Origin of the sequence: Propionivibrio limicola, assembly GCF_009469695.1 — a bacterium.
In the GTDB taxonomy this organism is placed as follows: Bacteria; Pseudomonadota; Gammaproteobacteria; order Burkholderiales; family Rhodocyclaceae; genus Propionivibrio; species Propionivibrio limicola.
The window spans coordinates 44,628-68,956 of the sequence record NZ_SSSR01000017.1; the positions used below are offsets into that span (position 1 = coordinate 44,628).

The 24,329-nt window shown below is 60.1% G+C and carries 16 protein-coding genes; 8 read left to right on the forward strand and 8 right to left on the reverse strand.

Annotation, left to right across the window (positions count from 1 at the left end; genetic code table 11):
- Positions 1 to 10: 10 nt before the first annotated feature.
- A complete protein-coding gene (dapC, locus tag GH659_RS11565) occupies positions 11 to 1,204 on the reverse strand; it encodes a succinyldiaminopimelate transaminase (RefSeq protein WP_153111581.1) in 1,194 nt (397 codons plus the stop codon).
- Between the two features lie 94 nt (positions 1,205 to 1,298).
- Here dapC and GH659_RS11570 point away from each other — a divergent pair, with 94 nt between their 5' ends.
- A complete protein-coding gene (locus GH659_RS11570; protein ID WP_153111562.1) occupies positions 1,299 to 2,198 on the forward strand; it encodes a DMT family transporter in 900 nt (299 codons plus the stop codon).
- A gap of 22 nt (positions 2,199 to 2,220) precedes the next feature.
- On the opposite strand, the gene GH659_RS11575 is transcribed toward GH659_RS11570, so the two are convergent.
- Both GH659_RS11575 and GH659_RS11580 read right to left on the reverse strand, forming a co-directional pair.
- Positions 2,221 to 2,985, reverse strand: coding sequence for a M90 family metallopeptidase (locus GH659_RS11575; protein WP_153111563.1), 765 nt, complete (start codon positions 2,983 to 2,985; stop codon positions 2,221 to 2,223).
- A gap of 27 nt (positions 2,986 to 3,012) precedes the next feature.
- Complete coding sequence (locus tag GH659_RS11580; RefSeq protein WP_153111564.1) at positions 3,013 to 3,924, reverse strand: DMT family transporter; 912 nt, start codon at positions 3,922 to 3,924, stop codon at positions 3,013 to 3,015.
- A 186-nt stretch (positions 3,925 to 4,110) separates the two neighbouring features.
- Here GH659_RS11580 and clpB point away from each other — a divergent pair, with 186 nt between their 5' ends.
- Entirely contained in the window at positions 4,111 to 6,690 is a 2,580-nt protein-coding gene (gene clpB / locus GH659_RS11585; protein WP_153111565.1) for an ATP-dependent chaperone ClpB, read from the forward strand.
- Between the two features lie 159 nt (positions 6,691 to 6,849).
- On the opposite strand, the gene GH659_RS11590 is transcribed toward clpB, so the two are convergent.
- Complete coding sequence (locus GH659_RS11590) at positions 6,850 to 11,982, reverse strand: RecQ family ATP-dependent DNA helicase (protein ID WP_211364218.1); 5,133 nt, start codon at positions 11,980 to 11,982, stop codon at positions 6,850 to 6,852.
- Positions 11,983 to 12,278: 296 nt separating this feature from the next.
- On the opposite strand from GH659_RS11590, the gene GH659_RS11595 reads away from it, so the two are divergent.
- A complete protein-coding gene (locus GH659_RS11595; RefSeq protein WP_153111566.1) occupies positions 12,279 to 12,512 on the forward strand; it encodes a DUF3567 family protein in 234 nt (77 codons plus the stop codon).
- Positions 12,513 to 12,611: 99 nt separating this feature from the next.
- The gene (locus GH659_RS11600) at positions 12,612 to 12,806 is read left to right on the forward strand and encodes a DUF3460 family protein (protein ID WP_153111567.1); all 195 of its coding nucleotides are present in this window, start codon (positions 12,612 to 12,614) and stop codon (positions 12,804 to 12,806) included.
- 65 nt (positions 12,807 to 12,871) lie between these two features.
- Here GH659_RS11600 and efp read toward each other — a convergent pair whose 3' ends face one another.
- Together efp and earP are read right to left on the reverse strand one after the other, a co-directional pair.
- Positions 12,872 to 13,429, reverse strand: a complete 558-nt coding sequence (gene efp, locus GH659_RS11605; protein WP_153111568.1) for an elongation factor P — start codon at positions 13,427 to 13,429, stop codon at positions 12,872 to 12,874.
- 47 nt (positions 13,430 to 13,476) lie between these two features.
- Positions 13,477 to 14,685 (reverse strand): elongation factor P maturation arginine rhamnosyltransferase EarP, encoded by a 1,209-nt coding sequence (gene earP, locus GH659_RS11610; protein WP_246167827.1) that lies wholly within the window; start codon positions 14,683 to 14,685, stop codon positions 13,477 to 13,479.
- A 19-nt stretch (positions 14,686 to 14,704) separates the two neighbouring features.
- Here earP and uvrC point away from each other — a divergent pair, with 19 nt between their 5' ends.
- Entirely contained in the window at positions 14,705 to 16,522 is a 1,818-nt protein-coding gene (gene uvrC / locus GH659_RS11615; protein WP_153111569.1) for an excinuclease ABC subunit UvrC, read from the forward strand.
- Complete coding sequence (gene pgsA, locus GH659_RS11620; protein ID WP_153111570.1) at positions 16,522 to 17,091, forward strand: CDP-diacylglycerol--glycerol-3-phosphate 3-phosphatidyltransferase; 570 nt, start codon at positions 16,522 to 16,524, stop codon at positions 17,089 to 17,091. Before uvrC ends, pgsA begins: the two co-directional genes overlap by 1 nt.
- A 53-nt stretch (positions 17,092 to 17,144) precedes the next feature.
- Here the strand turns inward: pgsA and GH659_RS11625 are convergent, their stop codons facing one another.
- On the reverse strand, positions 17,145 to 18,257 hold the full coding sequence (locus GH659_RS11625) for a protein-glutamate methylesterase/protein-glutamine glutaminase (RefSeq protein WP_153111571.1): 1,113 nt from the start codon (positions 18,255 to 18,257) through the stop codon (positions 17,145 to 17,147).
- A gap of 21 nt (positions 18,258 to 18,278) precedes the next feature.
- On the reverse strand, positions 18,279 to 20,426 hold the full coding sequence (aas, locus tag GH659_RS11630; protein ID WP_153111572.1) for a bifunctional acyl-ACP--phospholipid O-acyltransferase/long-chain-fatty-acid--ACP ligase: 2,148 nt from the start codon (positions 20,424 to 20,426) through the stop codon (positions 18,279 to 18,281).
- Positions 20,427 to 20,636: 210 nt separating this feature from the next.
- Here aas and cydD point away from each other — a divergent pair, with 210 nt between their 5' ends.
- Both cydD and cydC read left to right on the forward strand, forming a co-directional pair.
- Positions 20,637 to 22,406 carry a thiol reductant ABC exporter subunit CydD gene (cydD, locus tag GH659_RS11635; RefSeq protein ID WP_153111573.1) on the forward strand — a complete coding sequence of 590 codons (1,770 nt, stop codon included), beginning with the start codon at positions 20,637 to 20,639 and terminating at the stop codon, positions 22,404 to 22,406.
- Positions 22,403 to 24,088, forward strand: a complete 1,686-nt coding sequence (cydC, locus tag GH659_RS11640; protein WP_153111574.1) for a thiol reductant ABC exporter subunit CydC — start codon at positions 22,403 to 22,405, stop codon at positions 24,086 to 24,088. The genes cydD and cydC overlap by 4 nt, the downstream gene beginning before the upstream one ends.
- Positions 24,089 to 24,329 lie beyond the last annotated feature (241 nt).

Sequence of the window (24,329 nt, forward strand, 5' to 3'; positions counted from 1 at the left end):
CTTTCTGAAATTACAGTTGTTGGGTGAATTGACGGATGCGTTCGGCGGCATCGAGGCACTTTTCGAGCGGCGCGACGAGCGCGATCCGCACGTAGCCGGCGCCCGGATTGACGCCGTGCGCCTCGCGAGCGAGGAAGCTGCCCGGCAGGACATAGACATTGTAGTCGGCGACCAGACGACGGGCGAATTCGGTATCCGCGATGGGGGTTTTGGCCCACAGGTAGAAGCTGGCGTCGGGCATCGACACGCCGAGCACTTCGCCCAGCATGGGCGTCACGGAGGCGAATTTCTTGCAGTATTGCTCGCGATTGGCAACCACATGCGTTTCGTCCTGCCAAGCGGCGATGCTGGCTGTCTGGAAAGCCGGGCTCATCGCACAGCCGTGGTAGGTGCGATACAGCAGATACTGCTTGAGAATGGTCGCGTCACCTGCGACAAAGCCGGAGCGCATGCCCGGTACGTTGGAGCGCTTGGAAAGGCTGGACAGCATGACCAGCCGGTCGAAATTGCGGCCGAGCAGTTTCGCCGCCTGCAGACCACCGAGCGGCGGCTTGCCTTCTTCAAAGTAAATTTCCGAGTAGCACTCGTCGGAGGCGATCACAAAACCGTATTTGTCCGAGAGCGCGAACAGCTCTTTCCAGTCGTCGAGATCGAAAACCTTGCCGGTCGGATTGCCCGGTGAGCAAACGATCATCAGCTGGACGCGCCGCCATTCGTCTTCGGAAAGGCTGCTGTAATCGAAACCGAAGTTGGTTTCCGGCAGCGTATTCAGGAAGCGGACATCCGCCCCGGCAAGGAAGGCGCCGCCCTCGTAGATCTGGTAGAACGGGTTGGGGCTGACGACGATCGGCACGTAGCCCTTCGACGGATCGACGACCGTCTGCGTGAAGGAAAACAGCGCTTCGCGCGAACCGTTGACCGGGAGAATTTGCGTATCCGGATTGATGCCTTCCAGACCGTAGCGCTGCTCCATCCAGTCGGCAATGGCACGGCGCAAGGCCGGCTGGCCGATCGTGCTAGGATAGCTCGACAGTCCGCCGAGTCCGCCGATCAGGGCTTCCTTGATGAAGGCCGGTGTTTCATGCTGCGGTTCGCCGATGGAAAGCTTGACTTCGCTGTAAGCGGGATTGGGCGTTACGCCAGCCAGCAGCTGACGAAGTTTTTCAAACGGATAGGTTTGAAGCTTGGAGAGGTAGGGATTCACGTTGTCTGCAGTGATCGTGTAGGAAGCGTGGATTATAAAGGGCATCGCCGGCTTGCGGAACGCCGGGGCTCGCTGGAAGGGAAATTGCCGAAGAATGGGGAATACGCAACAAAAAACGGTCGCACCGGGAAACCGCACGCAAAAAACCGCGGTGCTCGCACTTCTGACCGGCGCCCTGGTGTGGGGACTGATCTGGTACCCCTACCGGATACTGCGCGACTTGGGGGTCGATGGCGTCAGCGGGACGATGGCGACGTATGCGGTGGCGTTCCTGCTTGGCCTCGTTTTCTTCCGCCGCGCGCTCACCGGCATCACCCCGTCCTGGAGCCTCTTCTGGCTGGCGCTGGCCGCCGGGGGCTGCAATATCGGTTACGTCATGGGCACCTTGCATGGGGAGGTGGTCCGGGTGCTGCTCCTCTTTTATCTTGCTCCGCTGTGGACCGTACTGCTCTCCCGGATTCTGCTCGGGGAGCGGCTGAATCGCTTCGGTGCCTTCGTGGTGGCGCTCTCGCTGGCTGGCGCGGCGACGATTCTTTGGCATCCTGAAGCGGGGCTGCCGATACCGACGCACGCGGCCGACTGGTTCGGGCTCGGCGCCGGGTTTTCATTTGCCCTGTTCAATGTCCTGTCCCGCTACGCGCACAACGTTACGATCGAAGTCAAATCGATGGTGGCCTTTGCCGGCGTCGTGATCGTCGGCGGGGCGCTCTTGCTGGCCGGTTATTCCCCGTCCGACGGGCTTGCCAGCAGCGCGGCATGGTTGCAGATCGGGTTGATTGGAAGCATCTTGGTCGTCGTCAATCTGGTTGTTCAGTTTGGATTGACCCACGTGGCCTCCAATCGGGCCATCGTCATCATGCTGACCGAGGTCGGTATTGCCGCTATGGCGGCCTGGCTGCTGGCCGGCGAAGCCTTTGGGCTGCGGGAAGCGTTGGGGGGGGCGATGATTGTTGCGGCCAGCGTCTTTTCCGCCAGGATGGAGGCGACGGAATAAGCGTCCGGCGTCGATGGGGCGGTTAGGGCGATTGCCGGTAGAAACGGCTGAGCAACCCGTAGATGTCGGGATACTCGCGGCGCAATAGTTCCGGCATGTCGAAAAAAGTCTCGGTCATCACGGCAAAGAATTCGGCGGGGTCTTCGGCCGCATAGTGGTCGAGCACAAGTTCGTCGCCGCGCCGTTCGGCTACATCGACGCGACGGCAAAAATCCTCGTAGGCTTCGGAAAATGTCGTTCCCCATTCCTTGCGCGACAGATCGTTCGCGGGCAATGGCGGAAAGCCGTCTGCCTCACCATTGCGCATGTCGATCTTGTGGGCGAATTCGTGAATGACGACGTTGTAGCCTTCGCCGGCCAGCTGCACGTCGTGCCAGGAGATAAGCAGCGGACCACCGCTCCATGCTTCGCCAGAGGCCACGTCGTCGTATTCATGAACGACGCCGAAGTCGTCTTCGACGCTCCTTGGGACGACGAATTCGTCTGGATAGACAATGATGCCGACCCAGTCGCGGTAATACGACAGCCCGAGATTGAGCACCAGCAGGCAGCCCTGCGCCGCGATCGACACACACATGGCGTCGGTGATTTGCAGGCCGCCGGCGCCGGAAAACTCCTTTTCCGCCAGAAATTTCTCGGTCAATTGCCGCAGCCGCATTTTTTCTTCGTCGCTCAGACGGTCAAGAAAAGGCAATGCCGCCAGCGTTTCATGCCATAGGCGATCGGGGAGCGGGGGGGGCTCGTTCTTCCCTTGCAACTGGCGCAGAAACTGTCGAAAGCTGAACATGATGGAAAAATGGAATGGGCCGAACCGCTACCGCCGGGATTTGCCGACAGAGGTCGTCAGGTAGATGCCGGTAAAGATGAGCGCAATCCCCGTTACATGATAAAGGTGCGGAATTTCATCGAGAAAGACCGCGGAAAGCAGGGTTCCGAAGACCGGCATCAGGTGAATGAACAGGCTGGCCTTGCTGGCGCCGACCTCGCCGACCGCGCGGTTATAGAAAACGTAGCCGACGAAACTCGGCAAGGTGCCGGTGTAGAGAATCCCGGACAGCGATTCCAGCGAGAGCCGGATGGCCCGTCCCTGTCCCATTTCCCACGCGTAGGCCGGCGCCAGAATCGCCAGCCCCACTGCTGAAAACGCCGCCAGCAGAAGCATCGGATCGACGCCTGACGGCCGCCATTGCAGGCCGATGGTATAGGCAGCCCAGACCAGGACGGCCAGCAGCATCCACAAATCGCCGATGTTGAGCGTCAGTTGCGCCAGCGTGGCCAATTCACCGCGGGCGACGATGATCGCAACCCCCGCGAGCGAAAGCAGCACCCCCAGCCATTCGATGGGGCGCAGATTTTTCTTCAGAAAAGCCCACGAAAGCGCGATCGTGGCGATCGGGATGAATGAGTTGAGCAGGAGGGCATTCGTCGCGGCCGTGTGCTGCAGGGCGAGATACGCAAATGTGTTGTAGCCGCCAACGCCTAGCGCCCCGAGCAACAGCACGGCGGGCCAGCGTCGCTTGAGCAGCGGCCATTGCTTGCGCAAATGCGGCAACGCCAGCGGCAAGACGAGCAGGAACGCTATCGCCCAGCGCCAGAAGGCCAGCGCGAACGGTGGGACGTCATTGCGGAGTGCGCGGCCTACGACCATGTTTCCGGACCAGAAAAGTGTGGTCAGCGTCAGTAACAGGTAAGGGTGGGCGTAGCGCGACGGAATCAAATTACGCATGGGGGGGCGGCGGGCGGGGATCAGTCGGATAATTCTGGAAAAAGGCGATTATCCGGGAAATACTGAAAGCGCGTCGAACAAGCCGGTCATTCGAGAAATGGGCGCTGCGTCCGAAACGGCACTTGAAACGCACGCAACATGCCCCATTTTCACGTCATCCAGAATTTTTCCCCGAGGAAGATCGCCATGCGACAAGACAAACTGACCACCAAGTTCCAGCAGGCGCTGGCCGATGCCCAGAGCCTTGCCGTCGGCCACGACAACCAGATGATCGAGCCGGTGCATCTGTTGCTTGCACTGCTACAGCAAGAAGACGGTGCTACGTCGTCCTTGATGGCGCAGTCCGGCGTCAACGTGCAAGCGCTCAAGACTTCGCTGGATCAAGCCGTCGACCGTCTGCCAAAAGTGGAGGGGCATGGCGGCGAGGTGCAGATCGGCCGCGACCTGATCAACCTGCTCAATCTCACCGATAAGGAGGCGCAAAAGCGCGGTGACCAGTTCATCGCCAGCGAGATGTTCCTGCTTGCCGTGTGCGAGGACAAGGGTGAAGCCGGGCGGCTGGCCACGCTGCACGGCTTGAACCGCAAGGCACTGGAGGCGGCGATCGTGGCCGTGCGTGGCGGGCAGGGCGTCGATTCGCAGGAGGCCGAGGGGCAGCGCGAATCGCTCAAGAAGTACTGCATTGACATGACCGAGCGCGCCCGCCAAGGCAAGCTCGACCCGGTGATCGGCCGCGACGACGAAATCCGCCGCACCATCCAGATCCTGCAGCGGCGCACCAAGAACAACCCGGTGCTGATCGGCGAACCGGGGGTCGGCAAGACGGCCATCGTCGAAGGGTTGGCGCAGCGCATCGTTAATGACGAAGTGCCGGAGTCGCTCAAGGGCAAGAAAGTGCTGAGCCTCGACATGGCGGCGCTGCTGGCCGGTGCCAAGTATCGTGGCGAGTTCGAGGAACGCCTGAAGGCTGTGCTCAAGGAAATCGCGCTGGATGAGGGACGGATCATCGTCTTCATCGACGAGCTGCACACCATGGTCGGCGCCGGCAAGGCCGAAGGGGCCATCGACGCGGGCAACATGCTGAAGCCGGCCTTGGCGCGTGGCGAACTGCACTGCGTCGGCGCGACGACGCTCGACGAGTACCGCAAGTACGTCGAAAAGGACGCCGCGCTGGAGCGTCGCTTCCAGAAAGTTCTTGTTGACGAACCGAGCGTCGAGAGCACGATCGCCATCCTGCGCGGCTTGCAGGAGAAGTACGAACTGCACCACGGCGTCGATATCACCGACCCGGCCATCGTCGCCGCGGCCGAGTTGTCGCACCGCTACATCACCGACCGCTTCCTGCCGGACAAGGCCATCGACCTGATCGACGAGGCGGCGGCGCGCATCAAGATGGAAATCGACTCGAAACCGGAAGTCATGGACAAGCTCGACCGGCGCATGATCCAGCTCAAGATCGAGCGCGAGGCGGTTAAGAAGGAAAAGGATGAAGCTTCGAAGAAACGTATGCAGCTGATCGAGGACGAACTGCTCAAGCTGCAGCGCGAATACAACGATCTTGAAGAAGTATGGAAGGCTGAAAAAGCTCAGGTCCAGGGCAGCGCGCACATCAAGGAAGAAATCGACAAGCTGCGGGCGCAGATGGCCGAACTGCAGCGCAAGGGCCAGTACGATAAGCTCGCCGAGCTGCAATACGGCAAGCTGCCGCAACTCGAAGCACAGTTGAAAGCCGCCGAAAAATCCGGTGACAGCGCCGAGAAAAACAAACTGCTGCGCACGCAGGTCGGCGTCGAGGAAATCGCCGAGGTCGTCTCACGGGCGACTGGCATCCCGGTTTCCAAGATGATGCAGGGCGAGCGCGAGAAGCTGCTGGCGATGGAAGAGCGCATCCACCAGCGCGTCGTCGGACAGGACGAGGCGGTCCGTCTCGTCTCCGACGCCATCCGCCGCTCGCGCGCCGGCCTTGCCGATCCGAACCGTCCCTACGGTTCCTTTCTCTTCCTCGGCCCGACCGGCGTCGGCAAGACCGAGCTGTGCAAGGCGTTGGCCGGTTTTCTGTTCGATTCCGAGGAACACCTGATCCGCATCGACATGAGCGAGTTCATGGAGAAACACTCGGTCGCTCGCCTGATCGGCGCGCCTCCCGGCTATGTCGGCTACGAGGAGGGCGGCTACCTGACCGAGGCGGTGCGCCGCAAACCGTACAGCGTGATCCTACTCGACGAGGTCGAGAAGGCTCATCCGGACGTGTTCAACGTGCTCCTGCAAGTGCTCGACGACGGCCGCATGACCGACGGGCAGGGGCGCACCGTCGACTTCAAGAACACCGTCGTCGTGATGACCTCCAACCTCGGCAGCCAGATGATCCAGCAGATGTCCGGCGACGACTATCAGGTGATCAAGCTGGCGGTGATGGGCGAGGTGAAGACCTACTTCCGGCCCGAGTTCATCAACCGCATCGACGAAGTGGTCGTCTTCCATGCGCTTGACGAGAAGCACATCAAGTCGATCGCGAAGATCCAGCTCGGTTATCTGGAAAAGCGTCTGGCGCAGATGGAAATGGGGCTGGAAGTCGACGACAGTGCGTTGTCCGAAATCGCTACGGCCGGTTTCGACCCGGTGTTTGGCGCCCGGCCGTTGAAGCGCGCCATCCAGGCGCAGATCGAGAATCCGCTGGCCAAGGCGATCCTCGAAGGGCGCTTCGCCGCAAAGGACACGATCCGTGTGTCTTGCACCGGCGGGATCATTCGATTCGATAAGGCGTAGTTCGTAGTCGTAGTCCGCCATACGAGAAATGCCCGGAGACTTTCGCGCTCCGGGCATTTTTTTCAGGGGACCTGAATCGCCCGGCGGAGCCGGGCTCCTACCGTGGCCGTCGGCATTGTAGGAGCGCAGCTTTGCTGCGCGAAACGAACGCTAAGAAAATCAGGGCGCGAAAATCAGTTCCGGCAACACCACTTCCCATTGTTCGCAACGACAGCGATCCTGGAATTTCGGATCGCTGTCGCGCTTGCGCCAGACCATGACTGCACGCACCTTGGCGGCGATGCAGCGCAATCCTCTGGGGGGCGAAAATTTACTGGAAAAACGGCCGACTTCCTGGCCTTCCAGAGTCAATAGGCGGAAGCCGCGTTCGCCGGCCTCAAGGCGTAGCGCGTCTCCGACATGCAAGGCGGCAAGGCGACGGTGGATCGAATCGCCGGCGCTTTTACGACCGGCAAAGCTGAGAACAATCTCCCCCAACGAGGGAAGGACGTAGCGGTGCTGCAAGCCCGGTGGCGAAGGCAGCCATTGCGTCGGCGGGCGACGCAGCAACGCCGGACTGTCCGGGAGACTATCAAGCAGTGGGTGATTGCCGTCCATCCGGGCCAGAGTCAGCGTTTGCCGGGCGCGGGTCATCGCCACGTAGTAGAGGCGGCGGGCGGCATCCGCATCTTCGCCGTTTTGTCGCTGCCATTCGCCGTCGAGCACGAAGACGTGATCGAATTCCAGTCCCTTGGCGCGGTGCGCGCTCAACAGCAGCAGGCCGGTTTGCCGCCGTCGGCTGGCGTGGCCCCATTCGGCCAGCCAGTCGCGGAAACAGGGCAGGGAGACTTCAGCATCCTGCGTTTCTTCGGCAAAGGCAGCGATGGCTTCCCGCAGGCTCTCCGACCATCCTCCGTCGTTCCGGCTGGCCAGCCAGTCTTGCAGTATCCCGGCTCTGATGAGAGGTCCTTGTGTTTCGGTAAAGGCAAGCAACGCCTGGGTTTCGCGCAGACGCCAAAGCGGCGGCGCATCCTCATCGGCCATGCTGACCGGGAGGCCAAGGTTTTCGCAGGCGGCACGCAATGGATCGAGGAATTTCCACTGGCGGGCGATGACTGCCGTTTTGCTCAGATCAAGACCAAGCGGCTGCAGACGCTGGAGTTCGGTGAGGACGGCAATGGCCTGTTGTTCGGCGGTTTTGCCGGCGGGCAGGATTTGCACCCGGCCTTGCGCCACGCTGTCGTGGCTTTGCCATTCACCGCCGGCCGGTGACTTGGAGCGTGCGTTGTTGATCCGGATCGGCTGCTCGTGTTTCATGCGCTCACGCGCGGGGACAATGAGCGCGTTTGAGATTTCGATGATGTTTGCGCTCGATCGGTAGTTCTCGATCAAGTACTGAGTTTTTGCTTGGTAATCGTCGCTGAAGCGCCGGATGAACTCGACCGAGGCGCCTGCGAACGCGTAGATGTTCTGATCGTCGTCGCCAACGGCAAACAGGTTGAGTTTTCCGTCTTCGTCGCTCCGTTTGCGCCCGGCCAGCGCCGAAATCAGGGCGTACTGGCCGGGGCCGATGTCCTGATATTCATCGACGAGTATCCAGCGGAAACCGGCAAGCAAACGATCGCGCTGCACATCGGCCTCTTCCGGGGGCAAGCCGCGGCCTTCGAGCAGGGCGGTGGCTTCTTCGAGGATGGCGTCGAAATCGTCATCGCGCTGTTCCTTGCGTTCGGCGAAACTGGCCCCGACCAGCCGCATGGCCAACGCGTGGCAGGTCATGACCGTGACGCCGCAGGCATCATCGCCGATCAGTTCACGCAAACGGCGGCGGATCTCCAGCGCGGCGTGCCGGTTGTAGGCCAGCGCCAGGATGGTGCGTGGATTCTCGCGGCGCATGCGGATCAGGTAAGCGACGCGGTGGACAAGAACACGCGTCTTGCCCGACCCGGGGCCGGCGAGAACGAGGACGTTGGTGTTTTCACGCTCGTCGGTGACGATGGCGCGCTGGTTCGGTTTGGCCAGCGTTTCGACAATGGATTCCCAGGATTCCGGCGTGGTTTGCCGTATCAGTTCATCTTCCCGGCCTGGCAGCCAGCGTTGGCAGAATTCGTCGCGCGGCATCCGGAAGTAATCCACGGCCAGTTGCATGGCGTCGGTGATGCGCTGAATGCCGCGTTCGGCATACTCCGCCATGATGTGAATCTGCCGGGTCAGTTCGTTGTAATGCAGTTGCAGGGGCTGGTAGCTGCTTTTCTCGAATTGCAGTTTCCAGTTGCTTTCGAGATGCAGGGTCATGGCGGTACGGAAAATCGCCAGCCCCTTGTTGAGGCGCAGGACTTCCTGTTCGTGCAGCCAGAGCAGGGCGCGTTCGACCAGCTTGCGCAAGTCCGGCGTTTCGCTGGCGATCACCGCATCGCCGGCAACGCTGGCGGTCAACTGGCCAAGCGTCGTTTCGGCCAGCAGATCGATACCGCGCGTGCCGCTGGGCAGGCAGGAGAGCCAGTGTTCAAGCATCCGGAGGGCGGCCGCGCGTCGCCGTTCGGCAATTTTTTCGAGTACTTTCCAAGAACGGTTCAGGGTGACATGCACCGTATCCGGGTCTGCGGAGCGCTTGAGTGCCAGGCTGCCGCGGCCATCCGGGTTATCCCGGCCATCGCCGGCCAGACCGCCGATGATCTGACGCAGCCGCTGTGGCAGTGCCTCCGAATGGCCCCGATCTTTCAGTTGTTGGGCCAGAAGACGCAAGGACAGCGGATAGCCGTCACCCGCCATGACATCGGGCGCTGTTTCCCGGAGTTGGGCAATCAAGGCTTTTTCCAGTGCGCAGGCCTCTTCGAGGCGTTTTCTTGACGAGCGTTCGACACCGGCATGGACGAAGGCGGTCATGCCGGTATCGTTGCTTGAAATGCCCAACTGGTCGAAAAGGTGCAGAGCCTCGCGCAAAGCATCCGAGTCGAAGCCGCTGCTCGCCATCAGCTCGTCGGTGGTGATGCCCTCATCGGCCGGCGCGCTCATCAGGATTTGCAGCAAGTTCAGGTATTTTTTCCGGTCGTTGCCGTCGGGGATGTGCGTTGCCAGTCGGGCATCGGCCTCGGCAAGACTCTTGATGCGCAGCGCGGACGGGAAAATCTGCACGCTGTTTTCTTCGCGGCGGACGAGACCCGCTTCTTCCAGCCAGGCGATGGCGGTGCGCACGCGCGTGTCGTCGGTCGCGATGTCGCGCTTGAAAGCGCCTTCCTCGTCTTCGTCGAGGATTTCGCCTGACGTGGCGACGAGGCTCTCGTCGCGGTTTTTCTTGCCTTTCAACTGGCGCAGGGCGCGCAACACGCTCTGGATGTCGCGCCGCGAAAGACGGGATGCGGCGGACATGCTGTGCTGGCGCTCGACATCGTTGCCGACATAAAGCAGCACGCAACGTGCCGCCGCCCGGTCGCGTCCCGCACGCCCGGCTTCCTGCAGGTAATTTTCCAGCGAGCCGGGGATGTCGGCGTGGACGACCAGCCGGACATCGGATTTGTCGATGCCCATGCCGAAGGCGTTGGTCGCGGCAATGACGCGCAGTTGGCCGGAAATGAAGGCTTTCTGGGTTTCCTTCTTGGTTTCCGGCGGCAACCTGGCATGGTAAGCCGCTGCGGCCAGTCCCTTGTCGCAAAGAAACCGGGCGAGGTCTTCTGTCTGTTTGCGCGTGGCGCAATAGGCAATGGCACCGCCGGATCTGTCCGGCGGCAGCTCCTCGGCGATCAGACGGGCAACGCGGTCGTATTTCTCCGTTGCGGTGGTCTGCATGACATCGAATTTCAGGTTCTTGCGCTCGGACCCACCGTCGAGCACACGCATTTCTATGCCCAATTTTTCCCGGAAATGGCCGACAACATCGGCGATAACCTCGGGCTTGGCGGTCGCCGTCAGGCATTGGATCAGCGGCAGTGTCTTGTCGGGCGAAGCTTCGTGGCTTTCCCGGATAAAACGGGCGACATAACGATAGTCGGGGCGGAAATCCTGTCCCCATTTCGACAGGCAGTGCGCTTCGTCAAAAATCCAGGCGCCGATTTCGCGTTGCGCCAGCATCTTGCGCACGCTGCGATTGCGCAGCTGTTCGGGAGCAATGAGCAGGATTCCGACGTTCCCCAAGCGGACACGTTCGAGCACATCGGCGCGCTCGGGCATCGACAGCAGGCCATTGATCGCCGCGCAACAGTCGATGCTGCGTTCGCGCAAGCCCTTGACCTGATCTTCCATCAGTGCCACCAGCGGCGAGATGACCACCGACAGTGCACCGGTGCGGGCAAAACGCGACAGGGCAGGAATCTGGTAGCACAGCGACTTGCCCGTGCCGGTCGGCAAAATGCCGAGGCTGTGTTCACCGCGCATGGCGCTTTCGACGATGACCTGCTGCAGCGGCAACCTGGTTTCCCGATCGACCGGTTCGGGGCGGAACCCGTAAGTCTTTCCGAACCAGTGTTGAAGTTGCTTGAGCGAATCGTGCTCGTGGCGGCACCACGCGCAGTCAGGATCGGAGCAGGGGATGTCTCGCAGTTGGCGGACCAGTTGTCCGGCTTCGGGAAATTGATGGCGGACCCAGGGCGGCATGACGGAATTGCCGCCGGCCACTGACAGCCAGGCCAGCGCGTAAGCGAGCGGCCAGGCGATCTGTGGCGCCGTATCGACGATTCGCGCAGCGGCCTGCGTGCAAGTCTTTCCGGCGAGCAGGCGGCGCAGGGCGGCTTTGGCGTTTTCCTCTGTGGGCCGTCGTCCCTCGCGCACCATCATGAAGAAGCGGTTCAGCCCGGAAACGCTTTGGTCGAGCGTCGTCAGCCAGTGCCATGCCAGCAGCAGGTCGGGCGAAGCGTGCTGCATCTGGCGCAGGGCCAGATCCTGGTCGCAGAACACTTGCAGGGCAAGTTCCGCATCGAGCAGCGGATCGTTCTTGCGATTGGCCAGCAACTGGCCATCCTGGTAATGCTTGACGAGGTGGTGGTAAGGATTTTTCGGAAAGGCCAGCGGGTTGAGCCGCAGGGTATCGATCACCGGTTTCCCAAGCAGGCGCAGATTCGGCTGGGCCGCGCGAAGTTGCGGCAGGTCGAAGGCGATCAGGTTGTGTCCGAGCAGGAAGGCTGCATCGTCGGCCAACCGGTCCAGCGCATCGAGGGCTGTTGCCAGTTCGCCGGGCGGAAACGTCAGGCGGTCACCGTTATCGCCGCGCAAGGCGGCCAGCTGATGAATGATCGCGCTACTGCGCCCGACCTCCAGGTCGATGCTCAGGCATTGGGGCCTGAGCTTTCGTTCTTCTTGAGGGGAGTCTTGATCTTTTTGCAAGGGAGAAGGGCAATTGCACAAAAATATTTTCTTTGTATTGTAAGTTGCTGAAGCAACTGAAAGCGATTGGAATAATTGCTTTTTCCCCTCAAAGGGCAGCGACAGCGCTTGTTTGGTGCGCCACTTTGGATTCCCGGAGCCGTGTTGAACTTTGAGATATCCGGTCTAGTCTGAAAGATAGGTAGTGGATATATCGACTGCCTTGAATTCTGGCAAATGAGACACACTTTCTAGGTAGCTTGGATTGCTCGTGACGGAGTCCGGCAAGTTGTAAAACTGCGCAGAAAGGAGTTGCCATGAACCTCGTCTATAACAGCGACCATTACGCGATTGTTGCCTACCCCATCCGGCAGGCGTTCGAACTGGTCGATAAGCTTGGGAGCCGGAGTTTATTCGTGCAAGGTTCAGTGGCTGTCGGTTTGCGCGAAGCGATCGACAATATTCCGGATGAATGTCGTGATGAAGAATCGATCGACTCGTTACTCGACGATTATTGTGCCGGTGCGGCAAAGCCTATCGTTTTTCACTGATTTTGAAGCGGAGTGGGAAGGTATAATTGTTATTCTCTGGAACCCGATGTTTTAGTCAGGCGAACCAGATTACCCACCCATTTTTTGCGGAGATGAAGCATGGCGTTGTACGAGTCCGAATACACCAAATTCCTGCGTGAGATGCGTGAAAAGCATCCGGAGTGGGCAAAGGAGCAGGAAGAAGGGTTGGCGCTGTTGTGGGATAAGACGGTCGACGTCGAGGAGCAGAAGAGAATCCGCGAAAGCGCAGAGCCGGCTCGCGCTTATCCTTACGACGTGCATTTTTTTCGATAACGGGCAACGGTCGTGCATAACAAAAAAGGCAGCTGAGGCTGCCTTTTTTGTTGAAGAGGGGTCTCTTACTTGACGCGTGCGCGATATTCGTCGGTACGCGTGTCGATCTCGATCTTGTCGCCGATTTCAACGAATGCCGGGACCGGCAGCTCGAAACCGGTCGTAATGCGGGCCGGCTTCATGACCTTGCCCGACGTGTCGCCCTTGACGGCCGGTTCGGTGTAGGTGACTTCACGAACCAGCATGGTTGGCAGTTCAACCGAGATGGCCTTGTCGTTGTAGAAAACGACTTCGCACGGCATGGCCTCTTCGAGGTACTTGAGTGCATCTTCCATGTACTCGGCTTCGATTTCGTATTGGTTGTAATCGGTATCCATGAAGACGTACATCGGATCGGCAAAGTAGGAATAGGTCACTTCCTTGCGGTCCAGTTGTACGGTGTCGAATTTGTCGTCGGCACGATAAACGGTTTCCGTTCCGGTGCCGGTCAACAGGTTCTTCATCTTCATCTTGACGACCGAGGCGTTGCGGCCGGATTTGCTGAATTCAGCCTTCATGACGACCATCGGGTCGTTGCCAACCATAAACACGTTGCCTACGCGAAGTTCTTGTGCGGTTTTCATAATCTAAGTTCGTTCCGGGGGTTATCGGGTAAAAATTTAGCCGCGGATTATAACTTGGATCGGCAAAATTGCACCAGCCGACCGCATAAATCTTGCTGTTTTGACAGCGATTTTTCCCACGTATGGGCATGGCGCCTCAGCGTTGGGAGCATATTTGCAAATGTTTCCCAGAAATGTGGCGTAATCGTGGATGCGCCAGGGGCATTGTTCCATGCAACGAAGAACTGTCGCATCACGCCGGTTTCCTCCTCGGGCAAGCCATCGCAATAACGGTTCAGAAACGCCTCCAGTTTGGCAATGTGTGCGTTGTCGTCCTGCGGGTAAATCTGCCACAACATCGGTTTTGCGGCCCATTGCGCCCGCACGAAGGAATCTTCGCCACGCACAAAGTTGATATCGCAGGACCAGAGCAGTTTGTCGTAGTCCGGTTGCGGAATGAACGGAATCGGGCAGAGTTCCAGCCGGCCTTTGCGCACGGATGAGCCGATCTGCAGTGGCTCCCCGATGAAGGACTCGATGACCTTCTGATTGCGCGTGAGCGGAACGAGGCATCGGACCGTGCGACTTCCCTCGGCCCACGCGGCGAGGAGGTCGCGGATCGCGGGGTTTTCATAGCTGAAAAGCGATATCTGCAAAGTGTTTTCATTCGCGGGCGGCAGGCCGATTTCTGCCAGAAACCTTTCCTGTTCAACCGGCGATGCTTCAAAGACAGAGCGTTGTTCTGGCAAGCCGTGCTCACGCAGAAGTCCGCCGGTGGATTCGGTAAATCCCGGGAAGAAAAAATATTTCGTGAGCGGCAAGGTCGGATGGGGCGAGGGAAGGGCGTGGCATTCTTCGACCCACTCTTCGGCCGTCAAATAGTCGAAGTTGATCCAGATCGGCTTGGGGTACCGATGAGCCATGGCGGCTTCGAAGCGCTCGGGCAACCGGCAGGCGAAGGCTTCGATGACCACATCGCCGGGGATAACCGCGTCAAAATCCTTCGCCCACAGCCTGATCTCGATTCCCGCCGCGCATTGCTCCGTTTTGGCGGGGTCTATTTCCGGGCAAATCCGTTTAAAGGACGCCAGGTCGTCAACCCACAGCCTTACCGCGAAACCTTGCTCGGAGGCGAGTTGACGGGCGAGACGCCAGCAGACGCCAATGTCACCGAAGTTGTCGATGACGTTGCAGAAAATGTCCCAGCGCGAAGGGGGCGGCAGAGAGGGCGATGTCGTCATGGGGAGGTCTGGACGCGTGATACCATCAAGCGCCACATCGTAACGTCTCCCGCGCATGGAAGAAACCTTCGACCCCAAAACACTGCTTGCCACGCTCACGGATTTGCCCGGCGTTTATCGCATGCTCGATGCTCAGGGGAACGTGCTCTATGTCGGCAAGGCAAAGAATCTGAAAAAGCGGGTGGCGTCCTATTTTCGGGAGAACCATCCGAGTCCGCGCATCGCGCTGATGGTCGCGCAAATCGCGAAGGTCGAAACGACGGTGACCCGTTCGGAAGCCGAAGCGTTGTTGCTCGAAAACAATCTGATCAAGAGCCTGGCGCCCCGCTACAACATCCTGTTTCGTGACGATAAGTCGTATCCCTACATCGTCATCACGCGCGATGCCTTTCCGCGGCTTGGCTTTTATCGCGGTTCGACCGACCGCAAGGCGGACTATTTCGGGCCGTTTCCGTCCTCGACCGCCGTGCGCGAGAGCATTACGCTCTTGCAGCGGATGTTCCGGCTTCGCACCTGTGAAAATTCCGTCTTCAGCAACCGCTCGCGCCCCTGCCTGCTTTACCAGATCAAGCGCTGTTCCGGTCCCTGCGTCGATCTCGTCACGCCGGAGGCCTATGCGCAGGACGTCCAGATGGCGTCGATGTTCCTGCTCGGTCGGCAACAGGAGGTCATCGGTCGTTTGACCGAGGCCATGGACAAGGCGGCGGCCGAACTTGCCTTCGAACAGGCCGCCGTCTACCGCGATCAAATCCAGTCACTGCGCCGTGTGCAAGAAAAGCAGTACGTGGAAAGCAGTCGCGGCGAGGATGTCGATATCGTCGTCGTGGTCGAAGAAAACGGTCTTCTGTGCGTCAATCTGGCCATGGTGCGTGGTGGGTTGCATCTCGGCGACAAACCGCAGTTTCCGAGCAATGCCGTTGATAGTTCGCCCGCCGAAGTGCTGTCGGCGTTCCTCTTCCAGCATTACTTGAATCATCCGATCCCGTCGCGCATCTATTTGAATATGCCGCTGCCGGATAACGACGTGGCCGAAGCACTGGCGGAATTGGCCAGCCGGCCGGTGCCAGTGGCCGAACCGCGTTTGACAACGCACAAGGTGTGGGTCGACATGGCCGTGCAGAACGCCAAACTGTCCATCGTGGCGCGGCGCAGCCTTCTGGCCCGACAGGAAACACGTCTTGAGGCGCTGCTGGAATTGTTGGCGCTGGAACTGGAAGAAGGGAGCGAGGCGCGTATTGAATGTTTCGACATCAGTCATACGCAGGGCGAGTCGACGGTGGCCTCGTGCGTCGTGTATCAGGGTAACGGTATGCGCAAGTCGGAATATCGGCGCTTCAACATCAAGGACATTCAGCCCGGTGACGACTACGCGGCGATGCGGCAGGCCGTTTCGCGCCGTTATGAAAAAGTGTCGACGGGCGAAAGCGCCGCGCCGACGCTCATTCTGATCGATGGCGGCAAAGGGCAGGTCAATGCAGCGGCTTCGGCGCTCGAAGAACTGGGACTGGGGCATTTGCCGATGGTCGGCGTGGCAAAAGGCGAATTGCGCAAGCCGGGTCTTGAAGTTCTTGTTTTCGCCGACGGTCGCGAACCGTTACAATTACCGCCGGAACACCCCGCATTGCACCTGATTCAGGAAATTCGCGACGAAGCGCACCGTTTTGCCGTATCGGGTCACCGCATGCAACGCAGCAAAACGCGCAAGACATCGCGGCTCGATGAAATCGCCGGGATTGGCCCCAAACGTCGCAAGGCACTGATTGCGCATTTTGGCGGGTTGCAAGGTATTGCCGGTGCGGGAATCGACCAATTGACTGCAGTTCCGGGCATCAGCCGGGAACTGGCCGAAAAAATTTACGCGGCTTTGCACTGATGCCAACCAACATACCGATTTTCCTGACCTGGCTGCGGATCGTCGTGATCCCCTTGATGGTGGCGCTCTATTACGTGCCGGAGCATTGGTCGCTGATGGCGGTTCGCGATCTGTCTGCTACGCTGATTTTCATGGTGGCGGGCGCGACGGACTGGCTTGACGGCTACCTCGCCCGCCGCTGGAACGAGACCTCTGCCTTCGGCGCGTTTCTCGATCCGGTGGCCGACAAACTGATGGTCGCCGCCGCTTTGATCATATTGGTTCACCTCGGTCGGGTGGATGCGATTATCGCAATCATCATTATCGGACGCGAAATCACCATTTCCGCCTTGCGCGAATGGATGGCGCAGATCGGCGCCCAGAAGAGCGTTGCCGTCTCCATGATTGGCAAAGTCAAGACGACAGCGCAAATGGCGGCGATTCCGCTGCTTCTCTACTACAAGCCGGTTTGGGGTTTTGATGTGCAGGAAATCGGAACGTGGCTCATCTACATTGCGGCCGCGTTAACTCTGTGGTCGATGGGCTACTACATGCGGATGGCTTGGCCGCATCTGACCGCGCAGAAATAACCCCGGAAAGACCTCGCGTTGTACGTTTGAAACAAATCGCAACGCGTTGTTTGTTATATATTTCCGTAGCCAGTAATCAGGGGCGGAATTCCATCGAGCGGAACGATTTTTTCAGCGGCACCAAGCTTGATCGCCTCCTTGGGCATGCCGAAGACAACGCAGCTTGATTCGTCTTCGGCAACGGTCGAAGCACCGGCATCGAACATTTCCTTCAGCCCGCGCGCCCCGTCATCGCCCATGCCGGTCATGATGATGCCGAGGGCGTTTTTGCCGGCGGCTTGGGCCACGGAACGGAACAGCACATCGACCGACGGCTTGTGCCGGTTGACCAACGGCCCGTCCTTGACCTCCACGTAGTACTGAGCGCCACTCCGTTTCACCAGCATATGCTTGCCGCCCGGCGCAATCAGCGCGAGGCTCGGGCGTATCCGGTCGCCGTCCCTGCCTTCGCGCACCTCGATTTTGCACAGGCCATTCAACCGCTCGGCAAACATGGCCGTAAACCTTTCCGGCATGTGCTGGACGACAACGATGCCGGGGCATACAGCCGGAAGCCGGGTCAATACGGCTTCCAGCGCCTGGGTGCCTCCGGTTGACGTGCCGATGGCCACCAGCTTGTCGGTCGTCCCGAAGATTTTCGTTTCGCCGTGCGGCGCAGGAAGAATCACATCCGCCGAATTCTTCGGGCGATCAATCGTGACTGACGATGCCGTACTGGCTGGCCGTGGAGACAACGGGGCAGGCCGGTGCAGGGCCCGCAGATTGGCCTTGGCGGCTGCTTTTACGGCGGCGATGATGTCGTTCGAGGCATCCTCGAGAAACGATTTCAGGTCGAGCTTGGGCTTGGTGACGATGCTGACCGCTCCGGCCGCCAGGGCCTCGATCGTTACCTGCGCGCCCCGTTCCGCCAGCGAGGAGCAAATGATGATCGGCGTCGGACGCTCTGCCATGACTTTCTTGAGGAACGTCAGGCCGTCCATGCGCGGCATTTCGATGTCGACGATCAGCACATCCGGCCACCGGGATTTCATCTTGTCGAGCGCGAATAGCGGGTCGTGTGCGGTGCCGATGACTTCGATTGACGGATCGCGGGAAAGCGCCTGCGTTACCACTTGCCGGACAAGCGCGGAGTCGTCGACGACCATCACTTTGATTTTGTCGCTCATTTCTTTTCTCCCTGCTTTTGTTCAGACAGCGACCGACTCTTCGGGGTTTTCCTCCGCCATCCGTTTCAATGTTACGTAATCGTTCTTGCCAGTACCGAGGAGGGGAATTTGTTTGACCACGCGAATGATGCGCGGCACCGCCAATTCCGGGGCACCGGCCCGTTTTGCCGCGGCCAGTAATTGCTCGCGGCGCAGGTCGGGATCGGTGGTAAACAGCACCAGTGCCTCGCCCTTGCTTGCGTCGGGTCGCGTGGAGGCTGCGTGAATAAATACCGGTGCGGCATCCTTGGCGAGGCCTTCGACGACTTCGAGTGAAATCATTTCCCCGGCGATTTTCGCGAAACGTTTCAGGCGGCCGCGGATGATCAGGTAGCCGTTGTCGTCGAATTCAACGATGTCTCCCGTCGCATACCAGCCAGGCTCCTTGGCCGACGGTGTCTGAATGACGCCGGGCCGATCGAACAGGAAATAGCCCTTCATCACATTCGGCCCCCTGACATGGAGGGCGCCGCCCTGGTCGATGCCGGGTACGGTTTCCAGTTCGTATTCGATGCCCGGCAGCAACTGCCCGACGGTGCCGGTCCGGCAGGCCATTGGCACGTTGACGGCGACGACGGGCGCGCATTCGGTCACGCCATAGCCTTCGAGAATGCGGATGCCGAACTTTTCGATCCACAGGTGTTGCACGTCGCTGGAAAGCTTTTCCGCACCAGCGACGACGTAGCGCAGCCGCCCGAAATCGTAGGGATGGGCGTGTTTAGCGTAGTTGCCGAGAAATGTCGAGGTACCGAACAGTACAGTGCAATCGCGGTCGTAAACCACCTCGGGAATGACGCGGTAGTGCAGCGGATTCGGATAGAGAAAGACCTTGCAGCCGGAGACCAGGGGCAACAGAACGCCGCAGGTCAGGCCGAACGAATGAAACAGCGGCAATGCCATCATGAACTTGTCGAGCGGCGTGAAGTCCGCCACAGAGCGAATCTGCGCAACGTTGGAGAGGAGCGACGAGTGCGAATGCACGACGCCTTTGGGCTTGCCTTCGGAGCCCGAGGTGAAGATCACGATGGCTGCTTCGTCGGGCGTTTGCGGTAGGGCGGCACTGCGCGGAAAGAGGAGGTGCCAGAGGACCCAGAGCTTATCCACTGCGCCGACCTGCGCTTTGAAGTCCTCAAGGTAGAGGATGGTCACGTCGCTGATTTTTTCGACGATGGGCGTCAGATTGGCTTTTTCGAGGAAGGCTCGCGAAGTGACGATCGTACGGATATTCGCCGCCGTGCACGCCGAGCGGAGACCTTCGGCGCCCGCGGTGTAGTTGAGCATGGCAGGAACGCGCCGGCTGGCGGAAAGTCCTAGGATCAGGGCCAAGGTAGGCGCCGCACTCGGCGTAAGAACGCCCACGACATCATTCGGTTGAGTTGCGCGGGACAACACGCGTTGCAGGCCAAGCGACATTTTGAGTAGCGAACCGTACGATTCCTCATGCAGCCGGATGTCCTCGACCAGCTCGTAATTGCGCCCGAATGTCGCCAGGCCATCGAGAAACGCGCCGTAAATCGTGCGTTCGGGACGCGTCGCGACAAGCATCTCCAGCAGGATGCGGCGCATCATTTCGCTCGCCCGACGCCGGCGTTCCTTGGCCGAAGGCAGGTCGGGCATCGGAATCGTCCGGCGCGGCAGGATGGAAATGGTGATCTTCGGAAAAAGTTTGAGCGGATATACACCGGCGAGACGGCCGAAATAGCTGCGCGCGGCGCCATCGATGCGGACGGGGACGACCGTCGCCCCGGTCTTGGCGGCGACGAAGGCGGGACCGTCATAGACTTTCATGAGCGAGCCGGTTCGGGTAATCCGTCCCTCCGGAAAAATCACGACCGGCTGGCCGGTATCGACCAATTTGACGATATGTTTCATCGCCAGCGGACTCGTCGATTCAACCGTCAGATGGGGAACGAAACGCAGCAGGAATTTGAACAGTGAGCGTTCGGCAACCTGCGTGTGGACGACATAGATCGCATTAACCGGCATCGTCAGGCCAAGCAGCAGGCCGTCGATAAACGACTCATGGTTGGCAACGACAAGCGTTTTCGGGTTGATGAAAGTCGACGTATCGCCCCGCAATTCGACACGGAACAGCAACTTGAGCAGTAGTCTGAGAAAAATCTTGAACATAAAAAGTGTTCCTGTTGTCGGAATCGACCATGTTGCGGGATTTTATCAGTCTGCCGGGGTGGCCGTGCGCATGCCCTGATCATGGAAGAGTACCAGTGCGGTCTTGGTGGTTATCGCACCGGCTGAAACATTTTCACCACGAAAATCCGGATCGCGGCGAGCGTGGGACAATTCGCCCCCAACCAAACCCATTACCGATGCTTTGCCCTCATGTCAGCTTCCAATGAAACGGCCGAATTTTCGGCCGAAATAGCCGCCAAGCGCTGGCTCCGCGAAATTCAGGTGTTTTCCCGGCCTTGGGCGGGGCTGGCTATCGTGGCTGGGTTGTTGCAGGGGCTTGCCATCGTGGTTCAGTGCGGCCTGATGGCTTATCTGCTTCAAGCGTTAATCATGGAGAAAGCGGCTTTTTCTGCCTTGACCGCACCCTGGCTCGCTTTGCCCCTCGTCTTCGCGCTGCGCGCCCTGGCAAGCTGGGCCAAGGACGAAGCCGGTAGCCGGGCCTCTGCGCAGGTGCGAACCCGCTTGCGTGAGCAACTATTGGACAAGGTTCATGCCTTGGGGCCGGCATGGCGCGCAACGCAAGCCGGCGGTGCTCTGGTCTCCAAGCTGCTGGAGCAGGTGGATGCCATTGACGGCTACATGGCACGTTATCGGCCGCAGATGATTCTGGCCGCTGCCGTGCCGCTGATGATCCTGATCGCCGCCTTTGCCTTCAATTGGGCGGCCGGGCTGATTCTGCTTGTAACCGCGCCGTTGATTCCCGTGTTCATGACACTGGTCGGCATGGGCGCAAAAGCCCGTCAGACCCGTCAGTTGCAGGCGCTGTCGCGCATGAGCGGGCACTTCCTCGACCTGATACGCGGCATGGGCAGTCTGCGGCTGGTGGACGCACACCGGGCGCAAACATCCAAGGTTGAGCAAGTGGCCGAAGACTTTCGCATCCGCACCATGAGCGTGCTGCGGATCGCTTTTCTGTCGTCGTCCGTACTGGAGTTTTTTACCTCGGTCGCGATTGCAATTACTGCCGTTTATTTTGGCTTTAGCCTGTTGGGCGTGCTGCAGTTTGGCGATTGGCAAGGCAAGGTCGGACTGGGCTCGGCCTTCTTCATCCTGCTGCTCGCCCCCGAGTTTTACTGGCCGCTACGCGAACTCGGCACTCACTATCACGCCCGCGCCGAAGCATTGGCGGCGGCCGGGCAGTTGATGCCGATCCTGCAGGCGCAATCGCCGCAACCTGTTGGCGGCGCGTTCGTCCCGGCCAACACGGCGCCCGCTGTCCGTTTTGAGCAGGTCGCGTTCGCTCATGTTCCCGGCGTACCCGTACTCCAAGACATCTCTCTTGCGATCCGCCCCGGCGAAAAGCTCGCCGTCGTTGGAGCCAGCGGCGCAGGCAAAACCACGCTTCTGCGCCTGCTTCTGGGTCAGCTGAGTCCGACCGCAGGGGCCATCACCATTGATAACCAAAATCTGGCCAATCTTGACTTGGCGGCCTGGCGCGAACGCATTGGATGGATGGGCCAGCATCCCCGCCTGATCGCGGCCAGCCTTGCCGATAATCTGCGTGTCGCACGCCATGAGGCTGACGATGCCGCCTTGCAACAGGCGCTGGCGTTTGCCGGTCTGCAGGAGTGGTTCGCCGGACTGCCGCAGGGGCTCGCCACACCACTGGGTGAGGGCGGTCGGCAACTCTCGGGTGGGCAATTGCGTCGTCTGGCACTGGCTCGCGTCTGGTTGCGGGATGCTCCGCTGTTGCTGCTGGATGAGCCGACCGCGAGCCTCGATCACGAAACGGAGGCCGTCATCATGGCCGGACTGGCGACGCTGTCCGCCAACCGCACCGTGGTCATGCTGACGCACCGCGCAGCGCCGATGGCGCTGATGGATCGCATCGTCCTGCTAAGGCAGGGTCACATCGCCGCCAGCGCCAATTCGCTGACCGGCCCAATTGCCGAGTTCTTTGCGACGGAGGGCGAAGCATGAAACAAAAAACGTCGCTTGCCGTGCTGCTTCCGTTTCTGCGCCTGATGGCGCCGCATTGGCGCTGGCTGCTGCTGGGGGGCGTACTGACCCTGACGAGCTTTGTCGCGGCACTGGGGCTGCTGGGAACTTCGGGCGGCTTTCTTGCCGCCACGGCGTTGGCCGGGTTATCCGTCACCACGGCGCAGGCGTTCAATTTCTTCGTACCCTCGGCCGGGGTGCGCTTTTTCGCAACGCTACGCACGGTGAGTCGCTGGTGTGATCGTGTCGTCACCCACGAGGCGACTTTCCGTTTGATCGGCGGATTGCGCGTATGGCTATACCGTCATCTGGCCGAACTGCCGCCGCTGCAACTGGGCTCTTTCCACGGGGCCGACCTGCTCAACCGGCTCACTCGTGATATCGATGCGCTGGACAACCTTTATCAGCGCCTGATCCTGCCGGTGCTGGCAGCGCTGGTATGCCTGCTGATCCTGGGCGGCGTACTGGCCATGCAGGCCACGGTGCTGGTTTGGCCCTGGCTGTTTATCGTCTGCCTCGGTTTGATCGTGCTGCCGCTGCTGGCGTGGCGCGCCGGAAGCAGGTTGACGCCGCGACTGGTGGAAAGCCAAGCCACGCTGCGGCGCGATCTGCTGGATGCGGTCGATGGACTGGAAGATCTGGCCCTGCACGCACCCGCCTGGGAAAAACAACGCCAGCGGGTTCTGGCGCACGATGCCTTGCGCGTGGGTGATCAACTGCGCCAGCAACGTGCAGCGGCCTTGCTGCGCGCCGTGTTGTTGTTCGCCGTTGGGCTTCTGGCCTGGGCGGCCATCGGCCTGCTCGCCAAGCTACCAGAGGAACAAGCGCTCACCGGACCCTGGCTGGCCGTTGTTGTAATGCTGTGTCTGGGTGTGCTGGAAGTCATCCAGCAACTACCCCAAGCGTGGCTGGACCTGCCAGGAACAGCCGCCAGCGCGGCACGTCTACAACACATTGCGACGACACGGCCCGAACCGCTGTTTGTCGCCTGCGGACCAGAACCGGATAGCGATACGCTGACCGTTGACCGCCTCCAATTTGCACACGATGCGGCACAGCCGATCCTGCAAGGCATCGATTTACGGATCGAGGCAGGTGAGCACGTCGCGCTGCTGGGGCCAAGTGGCTGCGGCAAGACGACACTGATGCACCTGATTGCACGATTGATGGATCCCGATCGCGGCGAAATCCGTCTTGGGCATATCCCAGTGGCCGAACTGGACGAAACAACCCTGCGCCGCCACATCGCTTGTTGTCCTCAGGATATCTGGATCTTTACCGCCACGCTGGCTGATAACCTGCGTCTGGCATCGCCGGATGCCAGCGATGCGCAGCTTTGGCAGCAACTGGATCTCGTCGGGTTGGGCGATAAGGTACGCACCTGGCCGGATGGCCTGCAAACCTGGATCGATGAACAGGGAGCGAGCCTTTCCGGTGGCGAGCGGCGGCGGCTCGGGCTGGCACGCACGCTGTTGCGCGAAGCCCCGATCATGCTGCTCGACGAACCAACCGAAGGGCTTGATCCAGCATCCGAAGTCGCCCTGATCGCCGCGATCCGAACGCATCTTCAGGGCAAGACCCTGATCTGGGTTACTCATCGCGCAGCCGGCGTGGGTGGATTCGACCGGGTACTGGTCATGGAAGAAGGGCGGTTACTGCCATGATTTTTCACCCGTGCCTCTCCGGAAGATTGTCCGAGATGGGTAGAGAGGCCAGGGCAATCGCACCAAACCCGAAATGCCACCGTCGTGAACATGCCAAAATAGCCGTTCACAATCAATCAGTTACAAAGGGGCTGTTCACAGGGCGTTGATTTGTGTAGTTTTCTGTCTTTTTGGGTGGCGTATGGAGACGGAGAAAGCGGCTACGGCAAATCAACGAGTCTCGCTGACGGAGGTCTTTTCG

Excerpts from the sequence above, each read along its gene's own strand:
- GH659_RS11570 (WP_153111562.1), top strand. The coding sequence starts at position 1,299 with ATGGGGAATACGCAACAAAAAACGGTCGCACCGGGAAACCGCACGCAA.
- GH659_RS11625 (WP_153111571.1), bottom strand. The coding sequence starts at position 18,257 with ATGAGCGACAAAATCAAAGTGATGGTCGTCGACGACTCCGCGCTTGTC.
- aas (WP_153111572.1), bottom strand. The coding sequence starts at position 20,426 with ATGTTCAAGATTTTTCTCAGACTACTGCTCAAGTTGCTGTTCCGTGTC.
- cydD (WP_153111573.1), top strand. The coding sequence starts at position 20,637 with ATGTCAGCTTCCAATGAAACGGCCGAATTTTCGGCCGAAATAGCCGCC.
- cydC (WP_153111574.1), top strand. The coding sequence starts at position 22,403 with ATGAAACAAAAAACGTCGCTTGCCGTGCTGCTTCCGTTTCTGCGCCTG.
- GH659_RS11600 (WP_153111567.1), top strand. The coding sequence starts at position 12,612 with ATGGCGTTGTACGAGTCCGAATACACCAAATTCCTGCGTGAGATGCGT.
- GH659_RS11595 (WP_153111566.1), top strand. The coding sequence starts at position 12,279 with ATGAACCTCGTCTATAACAGCGACCATTACGCGATTGTTGCCTACCCC.
- pgsA (WP_153111570.1), top strand. The coding sequence starts at position 16,522 with ATGCCAACCAACATACCGATTTTCCTGACCTGGCTGCGGATCGTCGTG.
- GH659_RS11575 (WP_153111563.1), bottom strand. The coding sequence starts at position 2,985 with ATGTTCAGCTTTCGACAGTTTCTGCGCCAGTTGCAAGGGAAGAACGAG.
- clpB (WP_153111565.1), top strand. The coding sequence starts at position 4,111 with ATGCGACAAGACAAACTGACCACCAAGTTCCAGCAGGCGCTGGCCGAT.
- uvrC (WP_153111569.1), top strand. The coding sequence starts at position 14,705 with ATGGAAGAAACCTTCGACCCCAAAACACTGCTTGCCACGCTCACGGAT.
- efp (WP_153111568.1), bottom strand. The coding sequence starts at position 13,429 with ATGAAAACCGCACAAGAACTTCGCGTAGGCAACGTGTTTATGGTTGGC.
- GH659_RS11580 (WP_153111564.1), bottom strand. The coding sequence starts at position 3,924 with ATGCGTAATTTGATTCCGTCGCGCTACGCCCACCCTTACCTGTTACTG.